Origin of the sequence: Aeromonas sp. s10, from assembly GCF_040907975.1 — a bacterium.
In the GTDB taxonomy this organism is placed as follows: Bacteria; Pseudomonadota; Gammaproteobacteria; order Enterobacterales; family Aeromonadaceae; genus Aeromonas; species Aeromonas caviae.
On the sequence record NZ_JBFOCV010000037.1, the window covers coordinates 44,923 to 69,746 of the forward strand.

General features: G+C 62.0%; 21 protein-coding genes and 2 pseudogenes. 10 read left to right on the top strand and 13 right to left on the bottom strand.

Annotated elements, in window-relative coordinates:
• Positions 1 to 17 precede the first annotated feature (17 nt).
• Positions 18 to 1,388: an aminodeoxychorismate synthase component I gene (gene pabB, locus AB5Y59_RS12920; protein ID WP_368212091.1), complete on the bottom strand. Its 1,371-nt coding sequence runs from the start codon at positions 1,386 to 1,388 to the stop codon at positions 18 to 20.
• A 210-nt stretch (positions 1,389 to 1,598) separates the two neighbouring features.
• Between pabB and AB5Y59_RS12925 the strand changes: the two genes are divergently transcribed.
• The gene (locus AB5Y59_RS12925; RefSeq protein WP_039040872.1) at positions 1,599 to 3,122 is read left to right on the top strand and encodes a fumarate hydratase; all 1,524 of its coding nucleotides are present in this window, start codon (positions 1,599 to 1,601) and stop codon (positions 3,120 to 3,122) included.
• A gap of 90 nt (positions 3,123 to 3,212) precedes the next feature.
• Here AB5Y59_RS12925 and AB5Y59_RS12930 read toward each other — a convergent pair whose 3' ends face one another.
• Both AB5Y59_RS12930 and AB5Y59_RS12935 read right to left on the bottom strand, forming a co-directional pair.
• Positions 3,213 to 3,395, bottom strand: a complete 183-nt coding sequence (locus AB5Y59_RS12930) for a hypothetical protein (protein ID WP_368212092.1) — start codon at positions 3,393 to 3,395, stop codon at positions 3,213 to 3,215.
• A gap of 73 nt (positions 3,396 to 3,468) precedes the next feature.
• Positions 3,469 to 3,948 (bottom strand): cell division inhibitor, encoded by a 480-nt coding sequence (locus AB5Y59_RS12935; protein ID WP_010674896.1) that lies wholly within the window; start codon positions 3,946 to 3,948, stop codon positions 3,469 to 3,471.
• A gap of 234 nt (positions 3,949 to 4,182) precedes the next feature.
• On the opposite strand from AB5Y59_RS12935, the gene AB5Y59_RS12940 reads away from it, so the two are divergent.
• Entirely contained in the window at positions 4,183 to 4,380 is a 198-nt protein-coding gene (locus tag AB5Y59_RS12940; protein WP_005323525.1) for a DUF4250 domain-containing protein, read from the top strand.
• A gap of 393 nt (positions 4,381 to 4,773) precedes the next feature.
• The gene (locus tag AB5Y59_RS12945) at positions 4,774 to 7,248 is read left to right on the top strand and encodes a glycogen/starch/alpha-glucan phosphorylase (protein ID WP_045524561.1); all 2,475 of its coding nucleotides are present in this window, start codon (positions 4,774 to 4,776) and stop codon (positions 7,246 to 7,248) included.
• A gap of 64 nt (positions 7,249 to 7,312) precedes the next feature.
• On the opposite strand, the gene AB5Y59_RS12950 is transcribed toward AB5Y59_RS12945, so the two are convergent.
• The 3 genes from AB5Y59_RS12950 to trxC form a co-directional block, all read right to left on the bottom strand.
• The gene (locus AB5Y59_RS12950; RefSeq protein ID WP_124244941.1) at positions 7,313 to 7,879 is read right to left on the bottom strand and encodes a cytochrome b/b6 domain-containing protein; all 567 of its coding nucleotides are present in this window, start codon (positions 7,877 to 7,879) and stop codon (positions 7,313 to 7,315) included.
• Between the two features lie 200 nt (positions 7,880 to 8,079).
• A complete protein-coding gene (locus tag AB5Y59_RS12955) occupies positions 8,080 to 9,468 on the bottom strand; it encodes a DASS family sodium-coupled anion symporter (RefSeq protein WP_368212095.1) in 1,389 nt (462 codons plus the stop codon).
• Between the two features lie 154 nt (positions 9,469 to 9,622).
• Positions 9,623 to 10,063 carry a thioredoxin TrxC gene (gene trxC / locus AB5Y59_RS12960; RefSeq protein WP_368212096.1) on the bottom strand — a complete coding sequence of 147 codons (441 nt, stop codon included), beginning with the start codon at positions 10,061 to 10,063 and terminating at the stop codon, positions 9,623 to 9,625.
• A gap of 153 nt (positions 10,064 to 10,216) precedes the next feature.
• Between trxC and AB5Y59_RS12965 the strand changes: the two genes are divergently transcribed.
• From AB5Y59_RS12965 to AB5Y59_RS12975, 3 genes are all read left to right on the top strand, one after another.
• Positions 10,217 to 13,015, top strand: coding sequence for a response regulator (locus AB5Y59_RS12965; protein ID WP_368212098.1), 2,799 nt, complete (start codon positions 10,217 to 10,219; stop codon positions 13,013 to 13,015).
• A gap of 139 nt (positions 13,016 to 13,154) precedes the next feature.
• Positions 13,155 to 14,891, top strand: a complete 1,737-nt coding sequence (locus AB5Y59_RS12970) for an ABC transporter transmembrane domain-containing protein (RefSeq protein ID WP_324027354.1) — start codon at positions 13,155 to 13,157, stop codon at positions 14,889 to 14,891.
• 109 nt (positions 14,892 to 15,000) lie between these two features.
• Positions 15,001 to 16,752 carry an ABC transporter transmembrane domain-containing protein gene (locus tag AB5Y59_RS12975; protein ID WP_103261909.1) on the top strand — a complete coding sequence of 584 codons (1,752 nt, stop codon included), beginning with the start codon at positions 15,001 to 15,003 and terminating at the stop codon, positions 16,750 to 16,752.
• A gap of 54 nt (positions 16,753 to 16,806) precedes the next feature.
• Here the strand turns inward: AB5Y59_RS12975 and AB5Y59_RS12980 are convergent, their stop codons facing one another.
• Positions 16,807 to 17,988, bottom strand: a complete 1,182-nt coding sequence (locus AB5Y59_RS12980) for a hypothetical protein (RefSeq protein ID WP_161469934.1) — start codon at positions 17,986 to 17,988, stop codon at positions 16,807 to 16,809.
• Between the two features lie 429 nt (positions 17,989 to 18,417).
• Between AB5Y59_RS12980 and AB5Y59_RS12985 the strand changes: the two genes are divergently transcribed.
• The gene (locus AB5Y59_RS12985) at positions 18,418 to 18,891 is read left to right on the top strand and encodes a DUF4442 domain-containing protein (RefSeq protein WP_010674883.1); all 474 of its coding nucleotides are present in this window, start codon (positions 18,418 to 18,420) and stop codon (positions 18,889 to 18,891) included.
• Between the two features lie 156 nt (positions 18,892 to 19,047).
• On the opposite strand, the pseudogene AB5Y59_RS12990 reads toward AB5Y59_RS12985, so the two are convergent.
• Both AB5Y59_RS12990 and ybcJ read right to left on the bottom strand, forming a co-directional pair.
• Positions 19,048 to 19,122: pseudogene (locus AB5Y59_RS12990) on the bottom strand (ribosome-associated protein); the annotation flags it as partial.
• Positions 19,123 to 19,158: 36 nt separating this feature from the next.
• Positions 19,159 to 19,392: a ribosome-associated protein YbcJ gene (gene ybcJ / locus AB5Y59_RS12995; RefSeq protein ID WP_010674882.1), complete on the bottom strand. Its 234-nt coding sequence runs from the start codon at positions 19,390 to 19,392 to the stop codon at positions 19,159 to 19,161.
• 316 nt (positions 19,393 to 19,708) lie between these two features.
• On the opposite strand from ybcJ, the gene AB5Y59_RS13000 reads away from it, so the two are divergent.
• The 3 genes from AB5Y59_RS13000 to pdxY all read left to right on the top strand — a co-directional run bounded on the left by AB5Y59_RS13000 (position 19,709) and on the right by pdxY (position 22,532).
• Positions 19,709 to 20,272, top strand: a complete 564-nt coding sequence (locus tag AB5Y59_RS13000) for a hypothetical protein (protein ID WP_010674879.1) — start codon at positions 19,709 to 19,711, stop codon at positions 20,270 to 20,272.
• Positions 20,273 to 20,349: 77 nt separating this feature from the next.
• Positions 20,350 to 21,105 carry a DUF429 domain-containing protein gene (locus tag AB5Y59_RS13005; RefSeq protein WP_139737956.1) on the top strand — a complete coding sequence of 252 codons (756 nt, stop codon included), beginning with the start codon at positions 20,350 to 20,352 and terminating at the stop codon, positions 21,103 to 21,105.
• A 563-nt stretch (positions 21,106 to 21,668) separates the two neighbouring features.
• A complete protein-coding gene (gene pdxY, locus AB5Y59_RS13010) occupies positions 21,669 to 22,532 on the top strand; it encodes a pyridoxal kinase PdxY (protein WP_124244946.1) in 864 nt (287 codons plus the stop codon).
• Between the two features lie 40 nt (positions 22,533 to 22,572).
• On the opposite strand, the pseudogene AB5Y59_RS13015 reads toward pdxY, so the two are convergent.
• The 4 genes and pseudogenes from AB5Y59_RS13015 to AB5Y59_RS13030 form a co-directional block, all read right to left on the bottom strand.
• A pseudogene (locus tag AB5Y59_RS13015) lies at positions 22,573 to 22,880 on the bottom strand (antibiotic biosynthesis monooxygenase).
• Between the two features lie 103 nt (positions 22,881 to 22,983).
• Positions 22,984 to 23,490: a GNAT family N-acetyltransferase gene (locus tag AB5Y59_RS13020; protein WP_010674875.1), complete on the bottom strand. Its 507-nt coding sequence runs from the start codon at positions 23,488 to 23,490 to the stop codon at positions 22,984 to 22,986.
• Between the two features lie 101 nt (positions 23,491 to 23,591).
• A complete protein-coding gene (locus tag AB5Y59_RS13025; RefSeq protein ID WP_039038593.1) occupies positions 23,592 to 23,984 on the bottom strand; it encodes an NUDIX domain-containing protein in 393 nt (130 codons plus the stop codon).
• A gap of 26 nt (positions 23,985 to 24,010) precedes the next feature.
• Positions 24,011 to 24,562, bottom strand: a complete 552-nt coding sequence (locus AB5Y59_RS13030) for a class IV adenylate cyclase (protein ID WP_368212100.1) — start codon at positions 24,560 to 24,562, stop codon at positions 24,011 to 24,013.
• Between the last annotated feature and the right edge of the window lie 262 nt (positions 24,563 to 24,824).

A 24,824-nucleotide genomic window follows, 5' to 3' on the forward strand; every position in this document is an offset into this window, starting at 1 on the left:
CGCAGGGCCGGATGGGATCAAAGGGTATTGAGCAGTGGCAGGATGCGGGCCACCTTGTCGTAGGTTTCCTGATATTCGGCGTCGGGATCGGAGTCGGCGATGATGCCGCCCCCCGCCCAGCAGTGCAGCTGACCGGCTTCGGCGATCAGGGTACGGATGCAGATGCTGGTATCCATCCTTCCGTGCTGACTCAGATAACCGATGCTGCCGCAGTAGGCATTGCGCCGCACCGGCTCCAGCTCCTCGATGATCTCCATCGCCCGGATCTTGGGAGCCCCTGTGATGGAGCCGCCGGGGAAGCAGGCCCGCAGCAGATCCACTTCTTGCCAGCGCGCATCCAGCTCTCCGTGAATGGTGGAGACCAGGTGATGCACCGCCGGGAAGGATTCCACGGCAAAGAGATGCGGCACAGTGACCGATCCCGGCCGGCTCACCCGGCCGATGTCGTTGCGCAGCAGATCGACGATCATCAGGTTCTCCGATCTGTCCTTGTCGGCGTTGGCGAGTGACTCGGCCACCCTGGCATCCTGGGCGGGATCCGGGTGGCGAGGCCGGGTGCCCTTGATGGGCTTGGTCTCGATATGGCGCTTGTCGAGCAGCAGGAAACGCTCCGGGGAGAGGCTCAGAATGGCGCTTTGCGGCAGGCGGATAAAGGCGGAGAACGGCGCCTTGTTGGCGGCGCTCAGGGCGAGATAGGCGGACCATTCATCCCCCTGATAAGGGGCGCTGAAGCGCTGGGTCAGGTTGATCTGGTAACAATCCCCCGCCGCCAGATAGGCCTGGATACGGGCAAACTTGTCTCCGTATTCGGCCCGCGTCATGTTGCTCTGCCAGGGGCCGGTCAGGCGAAGGGGGAGGGGGGGGCGTTCGCGCTGCGCCATCAGCCAGTCGAGCCTGCGGGCGAGGCCGGCGTCATCACCCCAGTGGGCCAGTTGCCAGTGTCCCGTCGCGACATTTCGCAGCAGCGCCCAGTCGTAGATCCCGACCGCCATGTCGGGCACCTGGATGTCCTGTTGCGCCACTGCGGGTAGACGCTCGAATCGTCGGCCCAGATCGTAGCCAAAGAGTCCCAGGGCCCCCCCGATAAACGGCAATCCCGAGTCATCCTCAACGCGCTCCCCAAGCAGGGCTCGCTGGGTCTTGGCGAGCAGGGCGAGGGGATCGCCGTCATGATGGTGCTGGTGGTTATCCCGGGTGAGGCAGGTGCTGGTACCCCGGGTTTCCAGGGTGGCAAGCGGATCGGCGCTGATGATGTCAAAACCGTTGTCAGCCCCCAGGGGGCCGGCGGATTCCAGCAGGATGGCCCAGGGTTGGTGTTGCAGGCAGGCAAACCAGGTGTGGAGCGAGGCCTGCGGGTCGAAATGGTGGATATGCAGTCTTGGTTTCATTTTTTGTTACATAGGCAACAGTTTGCGCCCGGCTCCCTAGCCGGTTCGGGTGGTCAAGCGTATCATGGCCGCCGGCATTTTTAAGAAAAACACCGTTATAAAAACACGCCGCAGTCTGCCGGCTCCAGGTGCATTTGCCACCTGCCGAAGGCCCGGCTCATATGGAAGCCCTTGCTCGCGCAAGCGATAACAAGGACCAGTGAGGATGATATGAGCATCATTAGAAAACAGGACTTTATCGATTCCATTGCTGACGCCCTGCAGTACATCTCCTTCTACCACCCCCTCGATTTCGTGCAGGCCGCCAAGGCCGCCTATGACCGCGAGATCAACCCGGCCGCCAAGGATGCCCTGGCCCAGATCCTGATCAACTCCCGCATGTCTGCCGAAGGTCATCGCCCGCTCTGTCAGGATACCGGTATCGTCACCTGCTTCGTCAAGATCGGCATGCAGGTACAGTGGGACAGCGACATGACGGTCCAGGAGATGGTGGATGAGGGCACCCGCCGCGCCTATACCAATCCGGACAACCCGCTGCGCGCCTCCGTGCTGGCGGATCCGGCCGGCAGCCGCAAGAACACCAAAGACAATGCCCCCGCTGTCGTGCACATCGACATGATCCCCGGCGACAAGGTGGAAGTGAGTATCGCGGCCAAGGGGGGCGGCTCCGAAAACAAATCGAAGATGGTGATGCTCAACCCCTCCGACGACATCGTGGAGTGGGTGCTCAAGACGGTGCCGACCATGGGGGCTGGCTGGTGCCCGCCCGGCATGCTCGGCATCGGCATCGGCGGCACTGCCGAGAAAGCGGCGGTGCTCGCCAAGGAAGCCCTGATGGAGCACATCGACATCCAGGAGCTGATTGCCCGTGGTCCCGAGACCACCGAAGAGAAGCTGAGGGTCGAGCTCTATGACAAGGTCAACAAGCTCGGGATCGGTGCCCAGGGGCTGGGCGGCCTGACCACGGTGCTGGATGTGAAGGTGAAATCCGCACCGACCCACGCCGCCTCCAAGCCTGTGGTGATGATCCCCAACTGCGCCGCCACCCGTCACGTGCATTTCGAACTCGATGGCTCCGGCCCGGCGGAGCTGACACCCCCCAGGCTGGAAGACTGGCCGGAGATCACCCGTGAGTCCGGTGGTAATGTGCGCCGGGTCAACGTGGATGGCATCACCAAGGCAGAGCTTGCCAGCTGGAAGAGCGGCGATACCGTGCTGCTCTCCGGCAAGATCCTGACCGGCCGCGACGCCGCCCACAAGCGCATCGCCGACATGCTGAAAAAAGGTGAAGGACTGCCGGAAGGGGTCGATTTCACCAACCGCTTCATCTATTACGTGGGCCCGGTCGATGCGGTGCGTGACGAGGTGGTCGGCCCGGCTGGCCCCACCACGTCCACCCGGATGGACAAATTCACCGACATGATGCTGGGAGAAACCGGCCTCATCGGCATGATCGGCAAGTCCGAGCGCGGCCCCAAGACGGTCGAGAGCATCAAGCAGCACCAGGCTGTCTACCTGATGGCGGTGGGCGGCGCCGCCTATCTGGTGGCGAAAGCCATCAAGAAGGCGCGCGTGGTGGCCTTTGCCGATCTGGGGATGGAGGCCATCTACGAGTTCGAGGTGGAAGACATGCCGGTCACCGTGGCGGTCGACTCCCAGGGTAACAACATCCACGAGACCGGCCCGGCCTACTGGTCCGCCAAGATTGCCGAGCTGGAGACCAAGCTGGCTTGATCAATCGGACTTCGATGCAAACGGAGAGCGATTAGCCTCCGTACAGCAGCATGTTGAAAGGCGACCTTCGGGTCGCCTTTTTTGCGGGCCTCATTTGACGGTCTGGGCCTGAGCTAATTTACTGCTGCTGTGCTGCTGTGCTGCTGTGCTGCTGTGCTGCTGTGCTGCTGTGCTGCTGTGCTGCTGTGCTGCTGTGCTGCTGTGCTGCTGTGCTGCTGTGCTGCTGTGCTGCTGTGCTGCTGTGCTGCTGTGCTGCTTTGTCTTTGTCGCCATGGCATCCCGGGTCGGAAGCCTGGATAACCCGGTGGGCAATGCCGGCGCATTGGCTGTCACGCCGAAGGGGCGATCAGTGGTTCAGGTAGATATCCTGGCCGCCGTAGCTCAGTGCCCCACCCAGAGGGGTTGCGGGCTCGAAGAAGCGGGTCAGGACACCGGCACGCTGGCCCAGGGTGCTCAATGTGCTCCGGTCCAGGGCGACCTGTTCGGGCAGCCAGGTCAGCACGGCGGCGCAGTGACCATTGATCAGGCTCTGCTCCAGCAGGCGCTGCCAATTCTTGATCTTGGGGGCGTGCACGACAAGCACCCTGGCAGGATTGATCCCTCTGGCCTGCAATTGCGCGGCGGCGGGCAGACCGGGCGGGGCGACGAGCAGGATCCAGCCACTGTCAGACTGACTCAGTTGCCCCAGGGCATCGAGCAGCGGCGCTTCCTGATGGAGAGGGCCGCGCCGCTGCTCTTGTCCCATCTTGCTCTGATGGCGAGTGGGCCAGGTGGTGATCAGACCGGCAGAGGAGGAGGGGGGGCAAAGATTCAGGGGCTGGCTCATATGTCGTTCCTGTATGAATAACCATGCTGTATGCGCATACAGTAGTTCTGTTCGCAAGGAGTGACAAGTCATTTGTGGCTAAAAGTGTGAGCCGTTTAACAGGGGATGATTTTAACTACATGATTAAAAAGGATATTTATATCTTCCTTATACAGGGTGTTTTTTAACCTGTAGACAAACTTCGGGTCGGCGCTCATGGTTATACAGTCCTGTATAGGGAGAGGAGGGAGCGAGATGGACGTCAGTACCTTGCAACGACTGGATGCGAACATTCTGCTCGGGATCATCAACGAGAAGCTGCGGCTGGAGTGTGATGGTCTGGAAGAGCTGCTGGCTTACTACGACATGACAGAAGATCAGCTGGCTACCCGTCTGCAACAGATCGGGTATCACTACGACCCTATGAGCAATCAGTTCAAGGCGCATGGTTAATTGAAATCAAAGGGTGCTCCGATTGGGGCATCCTTTTTATTACCTGACGAGGAGGTGCGAATTGAAAACGCTTTCAATTTCTCCCGTGTTGACGGTTATTTTCACGTATTTTCAGTCACAGGCAATCATTGAAAACCTATTCATGAAACTATCTTTTTTGTTTTCTTGTATCGCCATGATTTAAAACGAAATTTATATTTCATTCAGGCGGACTAAAGGAAAGGGTTTTCATGGTGAAACTGTCATTTTTATGCGTTAAAGTGTGACTCACGTTAACTTTTAAACCCTTGGCTTTAGCTAGTATGCCCCCGCCGGAGCATATTCTGAGATAACAACAGCGCCGGTCCCCCCGATGGGATGACATTTTTTATTTGTAACGAAGGAAAATGGTTTATGGCTACCAAGAAGAAGACAGACCAGGATCTCCAACTGGATAAAGATCAGCTCAAGGCGAGTATCGTGCGTCACCTGCGTTCTACCTTGGGTACAAGCGAACAGAAAGCCTCTCCGGATGCCTGGTGGAAAGCGACCGCTGCCGCCGTCAATGAACAGGTGTACGAGCGCCTGACCCGTACTCAGCAGACTCACTTCAAGAAAGATACTCGTGCGATTCACTATCTCTCTGCTGAATTTTTGATGGGGCGTTTGACCTCCAACAACCTGCACAACCTCTCCCTCTACAAAGTCTGTGAAGAGGCGCTGGGTGAACTCGGTCTGGAACTGACCGATCTTTGCGAACAAGAGCCTGACATGGCCCTTGGCAACGGCGGCCTGGGTCGTCTGGCTGCCTGCTTCATCGATTCCCTGGCGACCCTGAACTACCCGGCGGTGGGCTATGGCATTCACTACGAGCACGGCCTGTTCCGTCAGGAAATTCAGGATGGCCGTCAGATCGAGCGTCCGGACTCCTGGCGCGAATATGGCAACCCCTGGGAGATCTGCCGCCCGGAATCGGTGCAGGAGATCCCGCTTTACGGCTACGTGGAGACCGTCTTTGGTGACAAGGGTGGCCTGAAGAAGGTGTGGCACGCCGGTCGCAAGATCAAAGGGGTGCCCTGGGACATTCCGGTGGTCGGCTTCGGTGGTCACACCGTCAACATCCTGCGTCTGTGGGAATCCCGCGCCTCCGAGTTCTTCGACTGGGACGTGTTCAACGCCGGTGGTTATATCGACTCCCAGGCCGAAAAGGCCCAGGCCGAGACCATCTCCAAGGTGCTCTACCCGAACGATGAGACCGACGCCGGCAAGGAGCTGCGCCTTATCCAGCAGTACTTCTTCTGCGCCTGCTCCATCAAGGACATCATGCGTCGCTACAAGCGGGTGCATGGCAGTGACTTCAGCAACTTTGCCGCGCAAATCGCCATCCAGCTCAACGATACCCACCCCACCGTGGCCATCCCCGAGCTGATGCGCGTGCTGGTGGACGAAGAGGGGCTGAACTGGGATACCGCCTGGGGCATCTGCTATCAGGTCTTCTCCTACACCAACCACACCCTGCTGCCGGAAGCGCTGGAGAAGTGGTCCGTCAGCCTGTTCGAGAAGGTACTGCCGCGCCATCTCGAGATCATTTACGAAATCAACGCCCGCTTCCTGAACGAGCTGGTGGAGCCCAAGTGGCCGGGCAACGATGCCATCAAGGCCAAGCTTTCCATCATCGAAGAGGGTGACGTGCGCAAGGTGCGCATGGGCAACCTGTGCGTCATCGGCTCCTCCAAGGTGAACGGTGTGGCCGAGATCCACTCCAAGCTGGTGAAGGAAGATCTCTTCCCCGAGTATGCCGAGCTGTGGCCCGAGAAGATGTGCAACGTCACCAACGGTGTGACTCCCCGTCGCTGGCTGCTGGCCTGCAACCCGGAACTGGCCGAACTCTACAACGAGGTGGTGGGCAAGGAGTGGCCGCTGCAACTGGACAAGCTGCGCAGCGTGGTGAAGTTTGCCGACGACAAGGCGTTCCAGCAGCAGTTCATGACCATCAAGCGCCACAACAAGGAGAAGCTGGTCAAGGTCATCAAGGCGGAAACCGGCATCGACGTGAGCGCGGAGGCGATCTTCGACGTTCAGATCAAGCGTCTGCACGAGTACAAGCGCCAGCAGCTAAACCTCATCCACATCATGGCGCTCTACCGTCGCCTGCTGGCGAACCCGGACTATGACATGCATCCGCGGGTGTTCATCTTCGGCTCCAAGGCGGCGCCCGGCTACAAGCTGGCCAAGGACATCATCTACGCCATCAACAAGCTGGCGGAGCGGGTCAACAACGACGCCCGTATTCAGGGCAAGCTGAAAGTGGTGTTCATGCCGAACTACCGCGTGAGCCTTGCCGAGAAGCTGATCCCGGCGGCGGATGTCTCCGAGCAGATCTCCACCGCAGGTTACGAAGCATCCGGTACCGGCAACATGAAGATGGCGCTGAACGGTGCCATCACCATCGGGACGCTGGATGGAGCCAACATCGAGATCGCCGAAGAGGCGGGTGCCGAAAACTGCGCCATCTTCGGTCTGAATGTGGACGAGGTGAAGTCCCTGAAGGCGCGCGGCTACAACCCGTATGACTTCTACTACGCCAACTCCGAACTGAAAGCCGTGCTGGACTGGTTTGATACCGACTACTTCACGCCGGGTCGTCCGGGTGAGCTGGCCTCCATCAAGCGCTCCTTGCTGGAAGGGGGAGACCCTTACCTGACCCTGGCGGATTTCGAGTCCTACTCCGAGGCGCACAAGCTGATCGACGCCTGGTACCGGGATCCGGCCCTGTGGGCGAAGAAAGCCATCATCAACTCTGCCACCATGGGCAAGTTCAACTCCGACCGCTCCATCCAGGATTACGTAGACCGGATCTGGAAACTGACGAGCTGCAGCGTCGGCTGATGTCTGCTCCTGTGAAAAACCCCGCGATGCGGGGTTTTTTTTCATCTGTCGGGTTGAGAGAGGCTCAGGGCCTGTCGACCACCCGGGTGTCCGCCGGCACCCGTTTCTTGCCGGTGATCATCGCCCTGACGAGATCGCCCCGTACCAGGCGATCCAGGGCGATGACGGCCAGTACATGGACGAAGATGGTCACCTGCAGCCCCTTGGCAAAGAACTCGTGGATCTCTTCCATGCGATGGGTGCCGGAGAGCGGCCCGTATTCGGTCATGATCCCGCTGGCGGCGGTGCCGACAAGGCAGGTCAATAGCAGCAGTATCATCAAGGATCCCAAAGGATTGTGACCGGCATAGTAGGGGTGGCGCCCCTTGATCGTCTCCTTGAGATAGGTGATGACGCCGGTCGGTGTCGGCAGCCACTGGGCGAAGCGGGCATGATAGGAGCCGATGAATCCCCATACGATGCGCAGTGCCAGCAGTCCGGCCAGCGCATATCCCGCATAGCGGTGGTTGCGCGCCCCCTCTTCAAGGATGAAGAGATTCAGCACGCACAACAGCACAGTGGCCCAGTGAAATCCCCTGACCACCGGATCCCATACTTTGATTTCACGGTTGTTCTGCATCGTCTTACCCATGAGGTGACCCCTTGTCGTGATGTACATGATCATCGCCATCGTCAGCCATGGCTGCGTGATGGCCGTTGTCAGCGTCATGGAGGCGATTTCTTAAGTGCAAGTTAATGTCGCCGTGATCTCGCGGGTAGGGAGTGCGGTGGTTTCGGGGCGAGAAAAAGCCCCGGCGATGCGGGGCTTGGAGGGGCATTAGGGGGCGAACCTCAGTGGAGGATATCCCCCATGAAATAGGCCAGCATGGTCAGGATGACGGTGAACACCAGGTTCAGTACCAGGCCGGCCCGCATCATCTCCCGCTGCTGGATATGGCCGCTGGCGAAGACGATGGCGTTGGGGGGCGTGGCCACCGGCAGCATGAAGGCACAGGAGGCGCCGACGGCGATCAGCACCGAGACCACGATGGGGGAGACCCCCAGAGCCTCGGCCACCCCGGCGAACAGCGGCACCAGCAGCGCGGCAGTGGCGGTGTTGGAGACCAGCTCGGTCAGGAACACCACGAAGGCGGCCAGGCAGAGCAGGATCACGAAGATGGGCATGGAGGAGAGGCCGCTGGAGAGGTGCTCCGCCAGGAAGGCGTTGGCCCCGGTCTGCTTGAGGATGGCGCTCAAGGTGAGACCACCCCCGAACAGCAGCAGCACGCCCCAGTCGGTGTTCTGGTTGATGTCATCCCAGCTGGCGACGCGGCTGATGGCGATGGCCAGGATGGCGCCCATGGCGATCAGGGTATCGAACTGGGGAATGCCGCCCAGCGCCTTGGCAAGAGGTTGGGATCCAATCCACAGCAGCACCGTGGTCAGGAAGATGGCGAGGGTCACTTTGCGCTGACCTGTCCACTCGATGGTGACCTGCTCGGTGCTGACCTGGTGGGAGAGATTGGGACGGGTCACCCAGTAGAGCAGGCTGATGCCTACCGGCATGAAGATGATCACCACGGGGATGCCGAACTCCAGCCAGTCGGTGAAGCCCAAGCCCATCTGGGCGGCGGCGATGGCATTGGGGGGGCTGCCCACCAGTGTGCCGATGCCACCGATGCTGGCGCTATAGGCGACGCCAAGCAGCACGAAGACCAGGGTGCGGCGCTCCTTGTGAACGTCCAGCCCTTTCAGCATGCCGAGGGCCAGCGGCATCATCATGGCCGCGGTTGCGGTGTTGCTGATCCACATGGAGAGGGCGGCCGTGATGGTGAAGAGCACGATGGAAGCCCAGCCCAGGTGTCCCTTGGCGAGCTGCATCACCTTGCCGGCGATCTGGGTGTCGAGTCCCTGCTTGGAGAGGGCTGCAGCGAGGGCAAAGCCGCCAAAGAAGAGGAACAGGACGGGGTTGGCAAAGTCGGTCAGCGACTTGCTCATATCGAACACCCCGAGCAGGGTGGCTAGCACCGGGATGGAGATGGCAGTGATGGTGATGTTCACCGCCTCGGTCAGCCAGAGGATGGCGATGAAGATCAGGATGGCCAGCCCCTTGTTGACCATGGGGTCAAACGGGAGCCATGCCAGCATGGCGCAGAGCAGGAGCAGATCCAGGATGACGATCCCGGACTTGATGTCCAGCCAGCGTGAGGGGGGAGTCGGAGGTACAGCCGATGTGTGCATAACGTTCTCTCGGTTAATTTATGGTTGTTGTTGTGATGCCGAGGTTACATATATCCCCCTGTTTGAAACAGGGGGATATGGTCAAATCATGTGGCGACTCACAGAGTCAAGTGAAAATGGATCTTCAATCAAACAGAAATGAAACATTTTATTTTCATTTGACGGGGGAGGTGAAGGAGAGCAGCCACTCCTTGAACAGGCTCTTGGGCAGGGAGCCGCTGCGCTGTGCCAGGATCTCCCCCTGCTGGAAGACCATCAGGGTAGGAATGCTGCGAATGCCATAGCGACCTGCGATGGCGGCCTCCTGCTCGGTATCGAGTTTCACGAAGCGAAGGCGGGGCTCAAGCTCCCGGGCGACCTCCTGAAAGACGGGGGCAAACTGCAGGCAGGGGCCACACCAGCTTGCCCAAAAGTCCACCACCACCGGGATGTCGGACTGGATCAGGGCATCGAAGCTGGCCTGACGCCCCGCCACCGGGGTTTGTTCGAAGAGGGCGTGACGGCAACGGCCACACTTCGCGTTTGAGTCTGCTTTTTCGACAGGCAGGCGGTTGCGGGTAAAGCATTGGCTACAATAGGTGGTGACAAGTGACATAATTGCTTCCTTATTTCATGGCCCGGCAACATCTTTATTGCAATCAGAGCGCCGACTAACGGTAACATAGCACTCAGTGGTTTTTCACAGTTGGCCTCCGGCCGTGACCTGATGTCACCGGATGGCCGACCATGACATGAGAATCGAGACGGGATGAAGAGTGTTGCACGGGGCAATCGTGTTGTCTTTGGCCTTATCATCGTATCGCTGGTGGGCTTTTCTGCCTATTGCTGGCAGTTGCTCAGCCAGCAGCAGCGTGCCTTCGATTTGAGCGTGGCGGCTGAGATAGTGCTCAATCGGGTCAATACCGATACCGTCTATCTGCTGGGGCGCGAGAAGGCCAGCGATGGCAGCGTACAGCAACGCCTGAGCCTGCTTTCCAGTCACCTGGACAGATTCGTCAGGCTGGTGCACGAGGATCCGGAGTCGGTGGACGACCCCGGCTCCCAGGCGTTGCAGCGGGACATCGACGGTTATCTGCTGGATCTCGCCAGGCTCTACACCATGGAGATGACCATCGAGTATCTGGCTCCCCGCTTCCAGGGCCAGCTCAAGGCGTTGCAAGGCACCCTGCCGGTCGGTGAGGCGCAGTACCGCGACCTAACCGAACTCATGCGCCTGCACCACTACCTCCGACGCAGCTGGGATCAGAACGAGCAGCGGCAACTGTTGCAACTCCAGCAGCACCTGCTTGACCGCTATGGCGAGCAGCCGAGGGTCGCGGCCCTCGTCCGGCTGGGCCAGGAGTTCAATCAGCAGGTGATGGAGTACCATCGCCTGCGCAATCAGGTGGTGGAGATGAAGGGGCTGAGCTCACTGCCCGCCTGGAAGCAGAGCAAGCTGGAGCGGGCCTCCTCCCTCAAGAGCCGCTTCTACCTGATGGTGCTGGGGGGGGCGCTGCTCTGCTTCTCGCTGGTGGCCGCGACCCTGTGGCGTCGCAACCAGAAGCTGAGCGAGCTCTCTCGCCATGCCGCGCTGCTGGCCCAGGCCAAGAGCGACTTCCTGGCCAACATGAGCCACGAGATCCGCACCCCCATGAATGCCATCATCGGCTTCAGCGCCCTGGCACTGCAAACCAGTCTGGATCCCCAGCAGCGGGACTATCTCAACAAGATCAAATCCTCGTCGGACACCTTGCTGCTGCTCATCAACGACATTCTGGATCTCACCAAGGTGGAGTCCGGCAAGTTGACCTTGGAGGAGATCGACTTCGATCTCAGCGAGCAGCTCGACTCCCTCGCCGCCATGTTCGCGGATCTGGCGGAGCGCAAACACATCGAGGTCATCATCAACAAGTCTCCCGCCGTGCCCGACTTTCTGCGCGGGGATCCGCTGCGCCTCGGTCAGGTGCTGGTCAACCTGGTGAACAATGCCATCAAGTTCACCGAGCGGGGCGAGGTGGAGGTGGCCATCACCCTCACCAGCCAGCATCCCATGCGGGTCTGTTTCAGCGTGCGGGATACCGGCATCGGCATCGCCCCGGAGAAACAGGCCCAGCTGTTCCAGCCCTTTACCCAGCTGGAGGCGGGCAATACCCGCAAATATGGCGGCTCCGGGCTTGGCCTCAACATCTCCCAGCGCCTGGTGGGGCTGATGGGCGGGGAGATCACCGTGCAGAGCAAGCCCGGGGTGGGCTCCACCTTCCTGTTCGAGATCCCCATCTCCCAAGCGGTGTACGGGGTCTCGGGGCGCCGGGTCTTCTTCGATCACCAGCCCCTGATCCTGATGATGGATGACAACGAGCTGGTGCTGGAGCTGGCCAAGGACATCCTGGGGCGGGCGGGGGCGTCCGTCATCACGGTCAACAGCCTCTCCCGCGCCCGTCAGGTGCTGCGGGAAGAGGGGCATCACATCCGCCTCGCCATCCTCGACTGGCGCATGGGTCAGGAGGATGGCCTGGACTTGGCCCTCGAGATGTACCAGCACAGCCAGTGGCGGCGCCTGCCTGTCCTGATGACCAGCGCCTGGTCCAGGGAGGGGCTGCACGGGCGGATGGAGAGCATGGGACTGACCCATTTCCTGGCCAAGCCCATGACCGAAAACGCCTTGCTGGCCAAGGTGGACGAACTGCTCAACGGCAGCTCCCATGACAGCAAGGTCCGCCAGGCGGAGGCCCAGGGGGATCAGCAGCAGTTCCGGGAGCTGCTGCGCGGTACCCGGGTGCTGCTGGCCGAGGACAACCGGGTCAACCAGCAGCTCATTCTGGAGTACCTGCGTCGGGTGGAGGCCAAGGTCACCGTGGTGGACAACGGCCGCGAGGCGGTGGAGCAGGTGGCGGAGCAGCCGTTTGACGTCATCCTGATGGATCTGCAGATGCCGGTGCTGGACGGGCTGGATGCCACCCGCCAGATCCGCAAGATGGTGGACAAGCACGATGTGCCCATCATCGCCCTCACCGCCAGCGCCATGCCGGGGGACAGGGAGCGCTGCCTTGGCGTCGGCATGAACGGCTATGTCACCAAGCCGGTGAGCAAGCTCGATCTCTACAACAACCTGCTGCAATGGGTGAAGAGCAGCGGCGGGGAGCCCAAGGTGCCCATCGAGGTCAAGCCGCCGGCCCTCATGGGCGTGCTGGATCTGGAGGATGCCCTGCGCCGGCTGGAGCATGACAGGGAGGCGCTGCAGATCCTCTTCAAGCTGTTCCTCTCCGAGCACAAGGACGATCTGTGGGACATCCGCACCGCCCTGCGTCGCCAGCAGCCCGAAGTGGCGTGCCGCTTGCTGCATACCCTGAAGGGGGTCTCGGCCAACATCTCCGCTTCCCGCCTGCAACTGCTGGCCGGGGAACTGGAGTGGCGGCTGCGGCTGCAGGAGGAGCTGAGCGAGGGGGAGCTCAACCAGTTGCAGCAGGTCTTTACCCAGACCCGGGAGGAGGTCTCCCACTTCCTGCTCACCGGGGAGCAGCAGGAGTCGGTCGCCTTCCCGTTCTCGCCCCCCGACAAGCGGCTCTGAGGGAGGGCAAGATAGCAATCGTTCTCAAGTCACCCGCTTCAGGCTATGATGACCCACTCGTTCGCCCCCGCCAGGGGGCGATTGTATTGAGCTTCTCTTCACGATCACGCGGCAGCGCGCCGCGACCAAGGACTTCTCTGTGAGCGTATTTTTGCGGCTTGGCTGGTTTTTCAAGGATCAGTGGCGGCGTTATCTGGTGGCCATCTCCCTGCTGATGCTGGTGGCCCTGTTGACCGTGATCCCCCCCAAGGTGGTGGGCTGGGTGGTGGATGGCATCGCCAAGGGTGACCTGGACAGCGGCACCCTGACCGGCTATCTGGCGGGGCTTTTTGGCCTGGGACTGCTTATCTACCTGCTGCGCTATGTGTGGCGGGTCATGCTGTTCGGTGCCTCCTACCGGCTCGCCTACGTGCTGCGCAACCGGCTGTTCACCCACTTCACTCGCATGAGCCCGGATTTCTACCAGCGCCACCGCACCGGTGATCTGATGGCCCACGCCACCAACGACATCCAGGCGGTGGAGATGACCGCAGGGGAAGGGGTGCTGACCCTGGTGGACTCCTTCATCGTCGGCATCCTGGTGCTCTCCATCATGTGCAGCCAGTACTCCTGGCAGCTGACCCTGCTCTCCCTGCTGCCCCTGCCGGTGATGGCCTTCTTCATGAACCGCTTCGGGACCCAGATCTACAAGGAGTTCAAGGCGGCTCAGGGGGCCTTCTCCCGCCTCAACAACAAGACCCAGGAGGCCCTCTCCGGGGTGCGGGTGCTCAAATCCTACGCGGTCGAATCCCTGGAGGACGAGGGCTTTGCCGAGCTGACCCGTCAGGCGGGGGAGCGCAACATGGCGGTGGCCCGCATCGACGCCAAGTTCGACCCCGTGATTTACCTGTGCATCGGCTGCTCCTATTTTCTGGCGGTCGCAGGGGGCAGCGCCCTGGTGCTGCAAGACAAGCTGACTCTGGGGGAGCTCACCAGCTTCACCATGTACCTCGGCCAGCTCATCTGGCCCATGTTCGCCATCGCCTGGCTGTTCAACATCATCGAGCGGGGCAGCGCCGCCTACTCGCGTATCGAAAGCCTGCTGGGGGAGCGCAGCGACATCGAGGAGCCGGCCCATCCCGTGGCGCTGGCCTCGGCCTTTCCCCTGCGGGTGCAGGGGCTGGGCTACCGGTTGGAGCAGCGCACCCTGTTGCAGGGGGTGGATGTCACCCTGCAGGCTGGCGCCATGCTGGGGATAGTGGGACGCACCGGGGCAGGCAAGAGCTCCCTGCTCAAGCTGCTGATGCGCCTGGCCAACCCCACGGCCGGGGAGATCCGCATGGGGGAGGTGCCCATCTCGCAACTGTCGCTGGGTGAGCTGCGCAGCCAGTTTGCCTATGTGCCCCAGGAGCCGTTTCTGTTCTCCACCACCATCGCGGCCAACATCGCCCTGGGCCGCCCCGAGGCGAGCCGGGAGGAGATTGAGCGGGTGGCGCGAATCGCCTGCGTTCACGACGACATCAGTCGCTTCCCCAAAGGGTATGAAACCGAGGTGGGAGAGAAGGGGGTGACCCTCTCCGGCGGTCAGAAGCAGCGTCTGGCCATCGCCCGCGCCCTGCTGCTGGATGCCCCTATCCTGGTGCTGGATGACGCCCTCTCGGCGGTGGATGCCCACACCGAGCAGCAGATCCTGCTGGCCCTCAAGGTCCACAAGCGCACCCTGGTGCTGGTGAGCCACCGCATGACGGCGGTGGAGCAGGCGGACGAGATCCTGGTGCTGGAGCAGGGAGCGATCAGCGAGCGGGGCCGTCACGAGGCCCTGATGGCCAGGAACGGCTGGTACGCGGACATGGTCCGCTACCAGCGCCTGGAGCAGGACGTGGAGGAGAGCCTGTGAACAGGATGACAAGACCCCTGGTTTCCTTCACCCCCCGCCCGGCTCCCGCGATCGGAGAGGGGAGCAAAGAGAGTCAATTCCCGTGGAATGTTGCGCTGGAGGCAAGTCTGTGAATCCAACCATCAAACGGCTGCTCGCCTACTGCGCCAGCTACCCCCGCTGGCTGGTGCAGGCGGGCATCTGCCTGCTGCTCGCCACCGGCGCCGAGGTGGCGGGCCCCTTGCTCATCAAGCTCTTCATCGATGACTACCTGGCGCCGCGCCGGCTGGAGTGGGGCATCATCGCCGCCCTTGCCGCCGGTTATCTGGGGTTGCAGGTGTTGTCGGCGGCCGGCTTCTACCTGCAATCCCTGCGCTTCAACCGCATCGCCCAGGCGGTGGTGCAGCGTCTGCGCGAGCAGGTGTTCGCCACCGCCATCCGCCTGCCTGCCCGCTATTTCGACAAGCACCGCTCGGGCTCCCTCATCTCCCGCATCACCAACGACACCGAGGCGATCATGAACCTCTATGTCCAGGTGATAGGGCTCCTGGTGCAAAAAGTGGTGCTCCTGTGCGGCATCCTGCTCTCCATGGCGCTGCTGGATCTGCGCCTGATGCTGGTGTGCGCCACCCTGCTGCCGGCGGTGGGGGCCGTGATGTGGCTCTACCAGAAATTGAGCGTGCCCGTGGTGCGGGCGACCCGATCCTTGCTCTCCGACATCAACAGCCGTCTCAACGAGTCGTTGCAGGGGATGCCGGTGATCCAGGCCATGGTGCAGGAGCGCCACTTCGCCAATGCCTTTGCCGGGGTGAACCAGCAGCACTGGCAGGCGCGGATCAAGAGCCTCAAGATCAACGGCATCCTGCTGCGCCCCCTCATCGATCTCTTCTACATGATGGTGCTCATCGGCCTGCTGGCCCTGTTTGCCCACGAGGGGCTGAGCACGGCGGGGGCCATCCAGGTGGGGGTGCTTTACGCCTTCATCAGCTATCTGGGGCGGATGATCGAGCCCCTCATCGAGATGACCAACCAGCTCAACCAGTTGCAGCAGGCCATGGTGGCGGGGGAGCGGGTGTTCGCCCTGCTCGATGAAACCCGCGAGAGCACCGACGGGGAGGTGCGCCCCCTGGAGGGACGGGTACGCTTCGACGGGGTGGGCTTCTCCTACGACGGGGAGCAGCAGGTACTGCAAGATGTGAGCTTTGCCACCCGGCCGGGCCAGATGCTGGCGCTGGTGGGCCACACCGGCAGCGGCAAGTCCACCATCATCAGCCTGCTGATGGGTTTCTACCCCCTGGATCGGGGGAGCATCCACTTCGATGATCACCCCATGAACGGCCTGGCCCTCTCGGCGGTGCGCCGCAGCATCGGCCTGGTGCAGCAGGATCCCTTCATCTTCGTCGGCACCCTGGCCGAGAACCTGCGCCTTGGGCGTGACGGCATCGAGGATGGGCGGCTCTGGCAGGCCCTGGAGGAGGTGCAGCTGGCCGATTTCGTGCGCCGCCTGCCCGATGGCCTGACCACCCTGATGGAGGAGGGGGGCAAGAACCTCTCCGCTGGCCAGCGCCAGCTGCTCTCCTTTGCCCGCGCCCTGGTGGGGGATCCGCGCATCCTCATCCTGGACGAGGCGACCGCGAGCGTGGACTCCCAGACCGAGCTCGCCCTCTCCCAGGCGCTCTCGGCGGCGCGCCGTGGCCGCACCACCATCGCCATCGCTCACCGCCTCTCCACCATTGTGGATGCCGATGAAATCCTGCTGCTCTCCCGCGGGTGGGTGAGCGAGCGCGGTACCCACGGCGAGCTGATGGCGCTGGGGGGACATTATGCCCAGCTGTTCGAGATGCAGAGCCAGGGGGCCTGGCTTGAAGAGAAACGGGCCTGAGGCCCACCTAAAAAAACAGCCGGCATCTGCCGGCTGTTTTTTTGACTGGCGGGGTTAGACCGTGGCCTTGCTGCGGCTGACCTGTTTGGGCTCCAGGGGCGGGAAGTCATCGTTGAAGAAGGTATCCGCTTCTTCAATTTGTGCCTTGCGCTGCTTCTGGATGAAGTTGTCGAAGTCGCGCTTGATCTCGGGGTCCTTGAGGGCCTCGTAGTCGAACACGTTGGCGGCATAGAGGTAGTTGAAGTAGATGTCGACGAACTCGGCGCTGGCACAAGCGGAGGTGAACTTGCTGTTCTGGCGGTCGAAGTTGACGCGGTACTGCTTGATCTTCGGCACATAGACCAGCTCGTTGCCCACCTTGAACACTTCCACCGTGACCCCCACCGTGATGGTCTTGTAGAAGTCCTTGTTGTTCTCCACCCCGAAGCGGATGGCATCCCCCTGCTTTTGCAAGAACTTGTTGAAGCTGGCCAGCGCTGTGGTGCCCTGGCTCACCACCACGTCCATGATGAAGTTGATGAAGTCGGTGGCGATGCTGAGCCCCTTGATGTGGCGGCTGTAGCTCTGCTGATCGATCTTGCTCGGCCCCATCAGGGGGATCTTGGAGAGGGCCCTGGCCCAGAGATCCGCGTCCGTCTTGTACTGCTCGCCATAGGCTTCGGCGTAACGGTTGATGTAGGCGGTGACCACAGAGGTGATGGCGATGAGGTAGGCCTTCTGTTCCGCCAGCTTGGCCATGACGGCGGGATCGTCCAGCAGCTCGTTGGCCACGATGAACTCCACCAGGCCGTCCTTGTCGGCATAGGGATCAGTGCCCACCGCCCGGACGGTGTCGGGCAAATTGATGTCGTTGAAGAAGGCCTCGGCCTCGGCGAACTGATCATGGTTGCTCAGGCGGTTGGCCGGTGCCTCGCGCACCAGCTGGCAGAGCACCAGCTCGGCCTCGTAGTCCGACTCGCGCCACAGGGGGGCCTGCAACTGGTTGCCGAAGGTCTTCTTGTAGGCGAGGTTGAAGTCAAACAGCACCGAACTGCAGCCGCAATCCATGGCGAAGTCGACGGTGTAGCTCAGCGGCCCGGTGGGCAGGGGCTTGCTCATCTTCCCCTTGGCGCTGAGGTTGGCATAGCACTTGAGGTACTCCCGGCCAAACAGCTCGTAGGCACGGTTGTTGTTGAAGTTGAGCTGGAAAGTACCGGCGCTCTCGCCCCCGTTGAACAACTGTTGCACGTGACTCATCTCTCTATCCTTATGGTGAGATTGGTAGACGGGTTGACCCGGTGCCGAGTGGCTACTTCCGGGCCAGCAACAGCCTAGCGAGGGAGTGGGGGTTTGGTTACTGCGAATAATCCCAGTGGCGGGGGCGGGATCCTGGGCTAGCCCCCTGACGGGGAGTATTTCTTGTTGTGTTTCATTCGGATATGGCTGTCATGGTCCCGTCATCCGGGGCGGGACCTTGAAAAAATCCGGAAAAAGGGGAAAGAGAGGGGCGACCCGGGGTCAGGAAAGGCCGGTTTTATCATTTGCCGGGAAAATAGAACCTGGCCATTGCATTAATTTTGCAAATACCCTTTGGGGGCCTGCTCACAGGGATGGCACGGGAGGCTTGTCTATCGGGAAGCAGGCTGGCAACATTTGCGTCACATTCACTCATCGGATCAGTTTGCAATGGACCTGCAACGCCTCAAAGCCAACCTCGCCCTGCGTCTGTTCGCCTGGCGCTACATTCCCGTCATTGGTTTTTGTGCCCCCGTCATCGAGCAGATGGACGCCAGGGCGCTGCGCATCCGCATTCCGCTGGGCTGGCGCACCCGCAACCACCTGGGCAGCATGTATTTCGGGGCGCTCGCCACCGGCGCCGACCTGGTGGGGGGGCTCCTGGTCATGGAGAAGGGGCGGGCGCGGCGCAAGAAGGTGCATTTTGCCTTCAAGGATGTGCAGGGGGAGTTTTTGAAGCGCCCGGAGGGGGACGTGCAGTTTGATTGCGCGGCGGGGGAGCTTATCGACGCCATGATCGACGAGTCCCTGGCGAGCGGTCAGCGCATCAACCGCCCCATCCAGGTGGTGGCCACCTGCCCGTCGCGCAACGGCGACGAGGCCATGGCCCGCTTCGTGCTGACCCTCTCCATCAAGGCCAGCTGAAGGCCAGAGGGCGCTTGGCGCCCTTGTTCAAGCCGGTATCAAAGGATCTCGGGACTGCTCCTTTCCTTCACCACGGCCTTCATGCTTCATGCCGTTGAAGTTGACCATCCGCTCGGCCACTGTGCTGGGTAGCGCTTGCGTGGCAGGGCGTCAGGATCAGAGGATCTCGGGGCTGATGCCTTCCTTCACCACGACCTTCATGCCGTTGAAGTTGACCACCCGCTCGACCACTGTGCTGGGTAGCGCTTGCGTGGCAGGGCGTCAGGATCAGAGGATCTCGGGACTGACGCCTTCTTTCACGACTACCTTCATGCCGTTGAAGTTGACCACCTGCTCGGCGACTATCTTGCAGCGTTTGCGGGTCTCGACCTGACCGTCCACTTCCACCAGGCCCTCGGCGACCAGCGCCTTGGCGGCACCGCCACAATCGGCCCAACCCTGATGCTTGATCAGGTCACACAAGGCAACGAAGGGGTGACCTTCGAGCAGAAACGTCTCCATGGGAAATCCTCTAGCTGGATGAATGGCTGAAACAGCGGGGGCTCATTCTAGGCAGTTAGGCGGGGCAGGGAAAGGGCCCGGGCCGAATTGCCCCGAAAAAGGGGCGAGCACAGGCAAAAAAACCAGCCCGACCGGGCTGGTTGTGTCTCTGGGGGCCACTGGCGCTCAAGGGAGTTTCACCACCGCTTCCCCCGTCACGCCGAGAGAGCCATCCCCGGATTCAGACGAGAGGTGACGCAGGGAAAGGGCCGGGACCTCGTCCCCCGGGGCCTGCGCTGGTACCCTTGAGCCACACCCTCTTCACAAGGAATCCCCGATGAAACCGTTCGCCCTGCTGCTCGGCTGTGGTGCCCTGACCCTCGCCGGTGTCGCCCAGGCCAGCACGCCGGTCCAGATCTCCCTGCCCGGTGTCAACCTGCCCTCGTCCAATCAGGTAGAAGGGGCACGGGCTTCCTTCCTCTACGGCCGCACCGGCCAGGTGAAGGGGATCGATCTGCCGGTGTTCGCCCTCTCCGATGTGGATCAGTTCACCGGCCTGCAGCTTGGTGTGTTCTTTGGCGCGAGCCGGGTGCGCCACCAGTTTGGCGGGGTCGCCATCAACGCCGTCAACTGGCACGAAGGGCAGGATACCGGCCTCAATCTGGGCTTCGTCAACCTGACCAACAATGTGAAGGGGCTCAACTGGGGGGCGGTCAACATCGCCCAGGGCAATGCCCTGGCCAACGTCGGCTTCGTCAATTATGCCGAACGTACCACGTTCCAGCTGGGATTCGTCAATGCCACCAAGCACCTGGACGGCTTGCAGATTGGCTTGGCCAACTACGCCGAGAACGGCATCTTCCCCATTCTGCCCCTGATCAACTTCAAGAAATCCTTCTAGGGACCAACTTGCCCTTGCTTTAGGAGGGGCAGCCATTACCCTGTGCTCCATCAAGGCTGCACAGAGGTAACAGGGGCATGACAACGGAACACATGGACGCCATCGGCATCGGCTGGGACGTGAGGGGCTGGCAGGGCAATGCCCAGGCGGTGGCGGTGGTGGGTTGGCAGGCCCGGGAGTCGCGTCTGCACTGGTTCGGGATCTCCCCCCTGTTTCGCCTGAGCTCCCGGGTAGCGCCGGATCTGGATGCCCTGCTGCGCCCGGCCCTGCAAGACGAGGTGGCGCTGATGCAGGTGCTGGCCTGCCCGCGCCTTGCTCTCGGCATCGATGCGCCCCTGGCCTTTCCCCGCGCCCTCGCCGATCTGCTGGCGGGGCGGGGGAGCGGCTTTCCCGTGCCCCAGCGGGAGATTGACAACCCTTACGCCTACCGGGATTGCGAGCGCTGGCTCCATCAGCACTATGGCAAGAAGCCCCTCTCCGCCACCTTCGACAGGCTCGGCAACAACGCCACCCTGGCCCTCTCCATGCTGCCGCGTCTCGGGGATCTGCAACTGGTGCCAAAACAGGCGAGGGCTGCCGGGCGCGCGGTGCTGGAGGTCTATCCCGCCCTGGCCAAAATGGGGGGCAAAGCCTCTGCGGTGCGGCCCGAGCTGCAACCCCACCTGCCGGCGTCCCTCATCCCTGGAACGGATCCCTATGATGCCGCGCTCTGCGCCCTGATGGCCCTGCAATATGCGGCCGAAGGGGCCGTCACCTCGCTGCCTGCTCTGGTGGACCTGCCGGAGGAGATGGCACCGGACGAAGGCTGGGTCTACCACTTCGCCCGGGATTGAGACGCCCAAGGGCACCACGCTCCCTCTGACGACTGCTGGCGACTCGCTGTAGTCACGGTACTGGTGACGTGACTTGCTGTCGCCACTGCGTATGGCTTGTCGTTGCCACGGTGTCAGGCAAGGGTAGGCCGTGTTCGTCCTGTGATCTTCCGACGTCTCCTTGACCCTTGCCATTGTTGCCTTATTTTGCGACTGCCGACTGCCGACTGCCGACTGCCGACTGCCGACTGCCGACTGCCGACTGCCGACTGCCGACTGCCGACTGCCGACTGCCGACTGGTGCCTTTCCATCGGACCTCATCCTTGATCCCGACTGTTTATGGTTGGTTGAAAAATCACCTTGTATGCCATCAGACAAGAGGCGTCCAGGTACATTTATCACCCCGCAGCAGCGGGGGAGATGGCTCCAGGGTTGTGCAGGAACTGGGTCGTGGCGGTCAAATATGCGGCAGGTTAGGCCTGCAGAAGCATAAATAGGGAGTCAGGGCGTTAATTGCTGGAAGAGCCGTCTCTTCATCCGATATATTGCCTCTTTTCCTCAGGCTTCTTGTGCGGTGGTTTCGATGAAACGCATTCTCTCTATCCAGTCCCACGTGGTGTTTGGCTGTGCCGGCAACAGTGCCGCTGTGTTCCCCATGCGCCGTCTCGGCATGGAGGTGTGGCCCATCAATACGGTGCAGTTCTCCAACCACACCCAGTACGAGGCGGGTTGGCAGGGAATGGCGATGCCGGCGGGCCACATTGCCGCCTTGTGCCAGGGGCTTTGCAATATCGAGGTGCTGGCGCGCTGCGATGCGGTGCTGAGCGGCTATCTGGGCTCGGCGGAGCAGGGGGACGAGATCCTGGCGGTGGTGGCGGCGGTGAAGCGAGCCAATCCGGCGGCCCTCTATTTCTGCGATCCCGTGATGGGGCATCCGGAGAAGGGGTGCATCGTCGCCCCGGGCGTCACCCGCTTTCTCACCGAGCAGGCCCTGCCGGTGGCGGACATCATGGCCCCCAATCTGCTGGAGCTGGAGACCCTGTGCGATGTCCATCTGACAACCCTGGCCCAGACCCGGGTCGCCGCACGCCAGTTGCTGGAGAAGGGGGTGAAGATGGTGCTTGTCAAGCACCTGGGTCGCGCCGCCAGCGTCCCCGGCCGTTTCGAGATGCTGCTTGCCACCCCCGAGGGAGACTATCTGATCGCCCGTCCCCTTTACGATTTCGCGCGCCAACCGGTGGGCGTGGGGGATCTCATCAGTGCCCTGATGCTGGCCAACCTGCAGGCGGGATATGATGGGGTGAGCGCCTTCGAGCGCACCAACGCCGCGGTGGATGCGGTGCTGCGACAGACCTGGGAGGCGAATGCCTACGAGCTGCAGCTCATCACGGCCCAGAGCGCCTTTGCCGATCCGCAGATTGCCCACAGGGCCGAGCGACTGGCCTGACGCCATTGATCAGCCCGTGACGGGACTGGCTGATCAAGGTTCAGCTTGCGGCACTGATCGGTGTTGCATCCTGAAAATGTTCGACCCTGGGGAAGGGGTCGTAGAAGTGGTGCAGCAGGGCCTTCCACTCCTGGTACCGGGGGGAGCCCTGAACCCCCGGGTGTGATCTTCCAACCGTTCCCACTGCACCAGCAGCAGGTAGTGATGGGGATCGTCCAGGGCACGCTGCAACTGGTGGCCCAGGTAGCCGGGCATGGCGTTGATGATGTGCTGGGCCCGGGCGAAGGCCTGCTCGAAGTCAGTGGCCTTGCCGGGAATGATCTGCAGATGGGCGACTTCCAATATCATGATGGCTCCTTGCCGATGAGTCTGATTGAACCAAAAACCTATGTGCGCCGAGCCTTGGAGGGGCAAGACCGGCACGCTGTCCGATCTTGCCAGGCCGTCTGCCTCAGAGCTGCTTGTAGAAGAACTGGGTGGCGGCGAGGGTGCCGTCCCCATTGCGGGCGAAGTCCGGGATCTGGCCGGCCTCCTGATAGCCGAGCTGGCGATAGAGGCTGGAGGCCACGTCGCCGACCCGGGTATCCAGCACCAGCAAGGTACGCCTGGCGTCCCGGGCCCCTTGCTCCATGGCGTTCATCAGGGCGCGGCCCACCCCCTTGCCACGGGCCTGGCTGTGGACCATCAGCTTTTCCACTTCGGCCCTGTGGCCCCCGTTGGCCTTGGTGCACAGGGAGAGCTGCAGGGCGCCCACCAGATGGTGCTGATCAAACGCCACCCAGAGCTTGCGCACTCCATCCGCTAGCTCCCCCTCGATGCCTTGCCAGTACGCCAGCCCCTGCTCTTCCTGCAGGGGAGGCAGAAAGCCCACCGAGGCACCGCTGGCCACGCAATCTTGCAGCAGGGCGATCAGCGCCGGTTTGATGCCTCTGGTGCTCTCGACCTCAAGGATCTCCATTGAATGTCCTCATCTTCTCTCTTGGCCCACGTGGGGGATTAACGTCTCGGGCGCGGACTCTCCTGCCGGTGCCATCATCATCCGGTCAGGTGCGCCGTCTCTTAATGGATCAGTCCCTGCGCTGCCAGCCACTGGAACAGCAGGCGGGAGACGGGGGAGACTTCGGCCAGGTGGCGGCTGTCCAGCCAGCGCAGCTCGGCGATCTCCGCCGAGGCGACGGGCGTGCCGTCGGCGTCCCCCGTGTAGCAACGCAGATTGACATTCACCCCTTGCGGCTTGCCGTCCGCCTGGGCGCTGAACTCGCAGGCGAACGCCAGGGTGTCGGGTTTCAGGGTGACCGCGAGCTCTTCCTCGATTTCACGAACGAGGGCCGCCTCGTCGCTCTCGCCAGGCTCGCGCTTGCCCCCCGGTATGTAGTAGATGTCCTTGCCGTGGGAGCGGGCGCACAGCAGTTGTCCCTCCTTGAAGGTCAGCCAGGCGAGTTTGTCGATCATGGGCAGATTCCTCTTGTTGCTGCTTGTCAAGGGGGGGCTCGCTGCTCGCACAGGGTGCGATAGGAGCGGTTTTCCCGCATCTCGGGCGCCAGTCCCAGCCGGCTAGCCAGCGCCAGCAACTGCGCGCGGTAGGCGGGCAGGGCGGCCTCGTCGTCAGTCATGATGGCGAGCTCGGCAAAATCACCAACGCCTGCCAGGTGATCCACCGTGACGTGGAAGGCCCCCAGAAAATAGATGCTGCGCCGCTTGTCGATGGTCAGCACCGGCTGGTAGCCCAGGGTGCGCACCATGCTGGCCGCCTTGTCTGCATCGGTGATGTTGACCGCCTCGCAGCGATCGGGTCCGGGCCCTTTGACTATCCAGAGCCGGATGCCGCTGGGAGCCATGGTGCGGATGATCAGGCTCTTCTCCTCCCGGGCCAGGGCGCCATCTGCCGTGTCGAAGTAGCAGTCCTGCTCATGATTGTCCGCCACCATCACCTCGGGGCCGAGGGCCGTGAGGGTATGCACAAAGGCGGCGCTGTCCGTCAGGCGGTATTTGAACTCCACCTCGAAGCGCCCCTGAAAGTGGGTGGTCATGGCCTTGCGACGGCTCCCGAACGGCAAATGAATAGGGCAGCCTAGCAAAAGTGCCGGGCTCTCCCAAGCATCGGGATCACAGCTTCGCATCGACTGCCGACTTTATGACCAGATGGTGAGGGAAAATCCGCCCTGGTGCACAGCTTGTGGCCCGGTGGCTGGGCGCCGTACGGGGGCTGTGCTCTAATAAGCTCCCTCTTTGGCGGTATTTCCGCCCTGAACAACGACAACGAGGCGGCGGCCCCGGCCGCGCCAGTGGAGC

What these genes read in the sequence shown, in the direction of transcription:
- AB5Y59_RS12935 (WP_010674896.1), bottom strand. Translation starts at nt 3,948, where the DNA reads ATGAGCCAGCCCCTGAATCTTTGCCCCCCCTCCTCCTCTGCCGGTCTG.
- AB5Y59_RS13020 (WP_010674875.1), bottom strand. Translation starts at nt 23,490, where the DNA reads ATGGAGATCCTTGAGGTCGAGAGCACCAGAGGCATCAAACCGGCGCTG.
- pabB (WP_368212091.1), bottom strand. Translation starts at nt 1,388, where the DNA reads ATGAAACCAAGACTGCATATCCACCATTTCGACCCGCAGGCCTCGCTC.
- trxC (WP_368212096.1), bottom strand. Translation starts at nt 10,063, where the DNA reads ATGTCACTTGTCACCACCTATTGTAGCCAATGCTTTACCCGCAACCGC.
- AB5Y59_RS12965 (WP_368212098.1), top strand. Translation starts at nt 10,217, where the DNA reads ATGAAGAGTGTTGCACGGGGCAATCGTGTTGTCTTTGGCCTTATCATC.
- AB5Y59_RS12925 (WP_039040872.1), top strand. Translation starts at nt 1,599, where the DNA reads ATGAGCATCATTAGAAAACAGGACTTTATCGATTCCATTGCTGACGCC.
- AB5Y59_RS13000 (WP_010674879.1), top strand. Translation starts at nt 19,709, where the DNA reads ATGAAACCGTTCGCCCTGCTGCTCGGCTGTGGTGCCCTGACCCTCGCC.
- AB5Y59_RS12950 (WP_124244941.1), bottom strand. Translation starts at nt 7,879, where the DNA reads ATGGGTAAGACGATGCAGAACAACCGTGAAATCAAAGTATGGGATCCG.
- AB5Y59_RS12930 (WP_368212092.1), bottom strand. Translation starts at nt 3,395, where the DNA reads ATGGCGACAAAGACAAAGCAGCACAGCAGCACAGCAGCACAGCAGCAC.
- AB5Y59_RS13030 (WP_368212100.1), bottom strand. Translation starts at nt 24,562, where the DNA reads ATGACCACCCACTTTCAGGGGCGCTTCGAGGTGGAGTTCAAATACCGC.
- AB5Y59_RS12945 (WP_045524561.1), top strand. Translation starts at nt 4,774, where the DNA reads ATGGCTACCAAGAAGAAGACAGACCAGGATCTCCAACTGGATAAAGAT.
- AB5Y59_RS12955 (WP_368212095.1), bottom strand. Translation starts at nt 9,468, where the DNA reads ATGCACACATCGGCTGTACCTCCGACTCCCCCCTCACGCTGGCTGGAC.
- AB5Y59_RS12940 (WP_005323525.1), top strand. Translation starts at nt 4,183, where the DNA reads ATGGACGTCAGTACCTTGCAACGACTGGATGCGAACATTCTGCTCGGG.
- AB5Y59_RS12980 (WP_161469934.1), bottom strand. Translation starts at nt 17,988, where the DNA reads ATGAGTCACGTGCAACAGTTGTTCAACGGGGGCGAGAGCGCCGGTACT.
- ybcJ (WP_010674882.1), bottom strand. Translation starts at nt 19,392, where the DNA reads ATGGAGACGTTTCTGCTCGAAGGTCACCCCTTCGTTGCCTTGTGTGAC.
- pdxY (WP_124244946.1), top strand. Translation starts at nt 21,669, where the DNA reads ATGAAACGCATTCTCTCTATCCAGTCCCACGTGGTGTTTGGCTGTGCC.
- AB5Y59_RS12985 (WP_010674883.1), top strand. Translation starts at nt 18,418, where the DNA reads ATGGACCTGCAACGCCTCAAAGCCAACCTCGCCCTGCGTCTGTTCGCC.
- AB5Y59_RS13025 (WP_039038593.1), bottom strand. Translation starts at nt 23,984, where the DNA reads ATGATCGACAAACTCGCCTGGCTGACCTTCAAGGAGGGACAACTGCTG.
- AB5Y59_RS13005 (WP_139737956.1), top strand. Translation starts at nt 20,350, where the DNA reads ATGACAACGGAACACATGGACGCCATCGGCATCGGCTGGGACGTGAGG.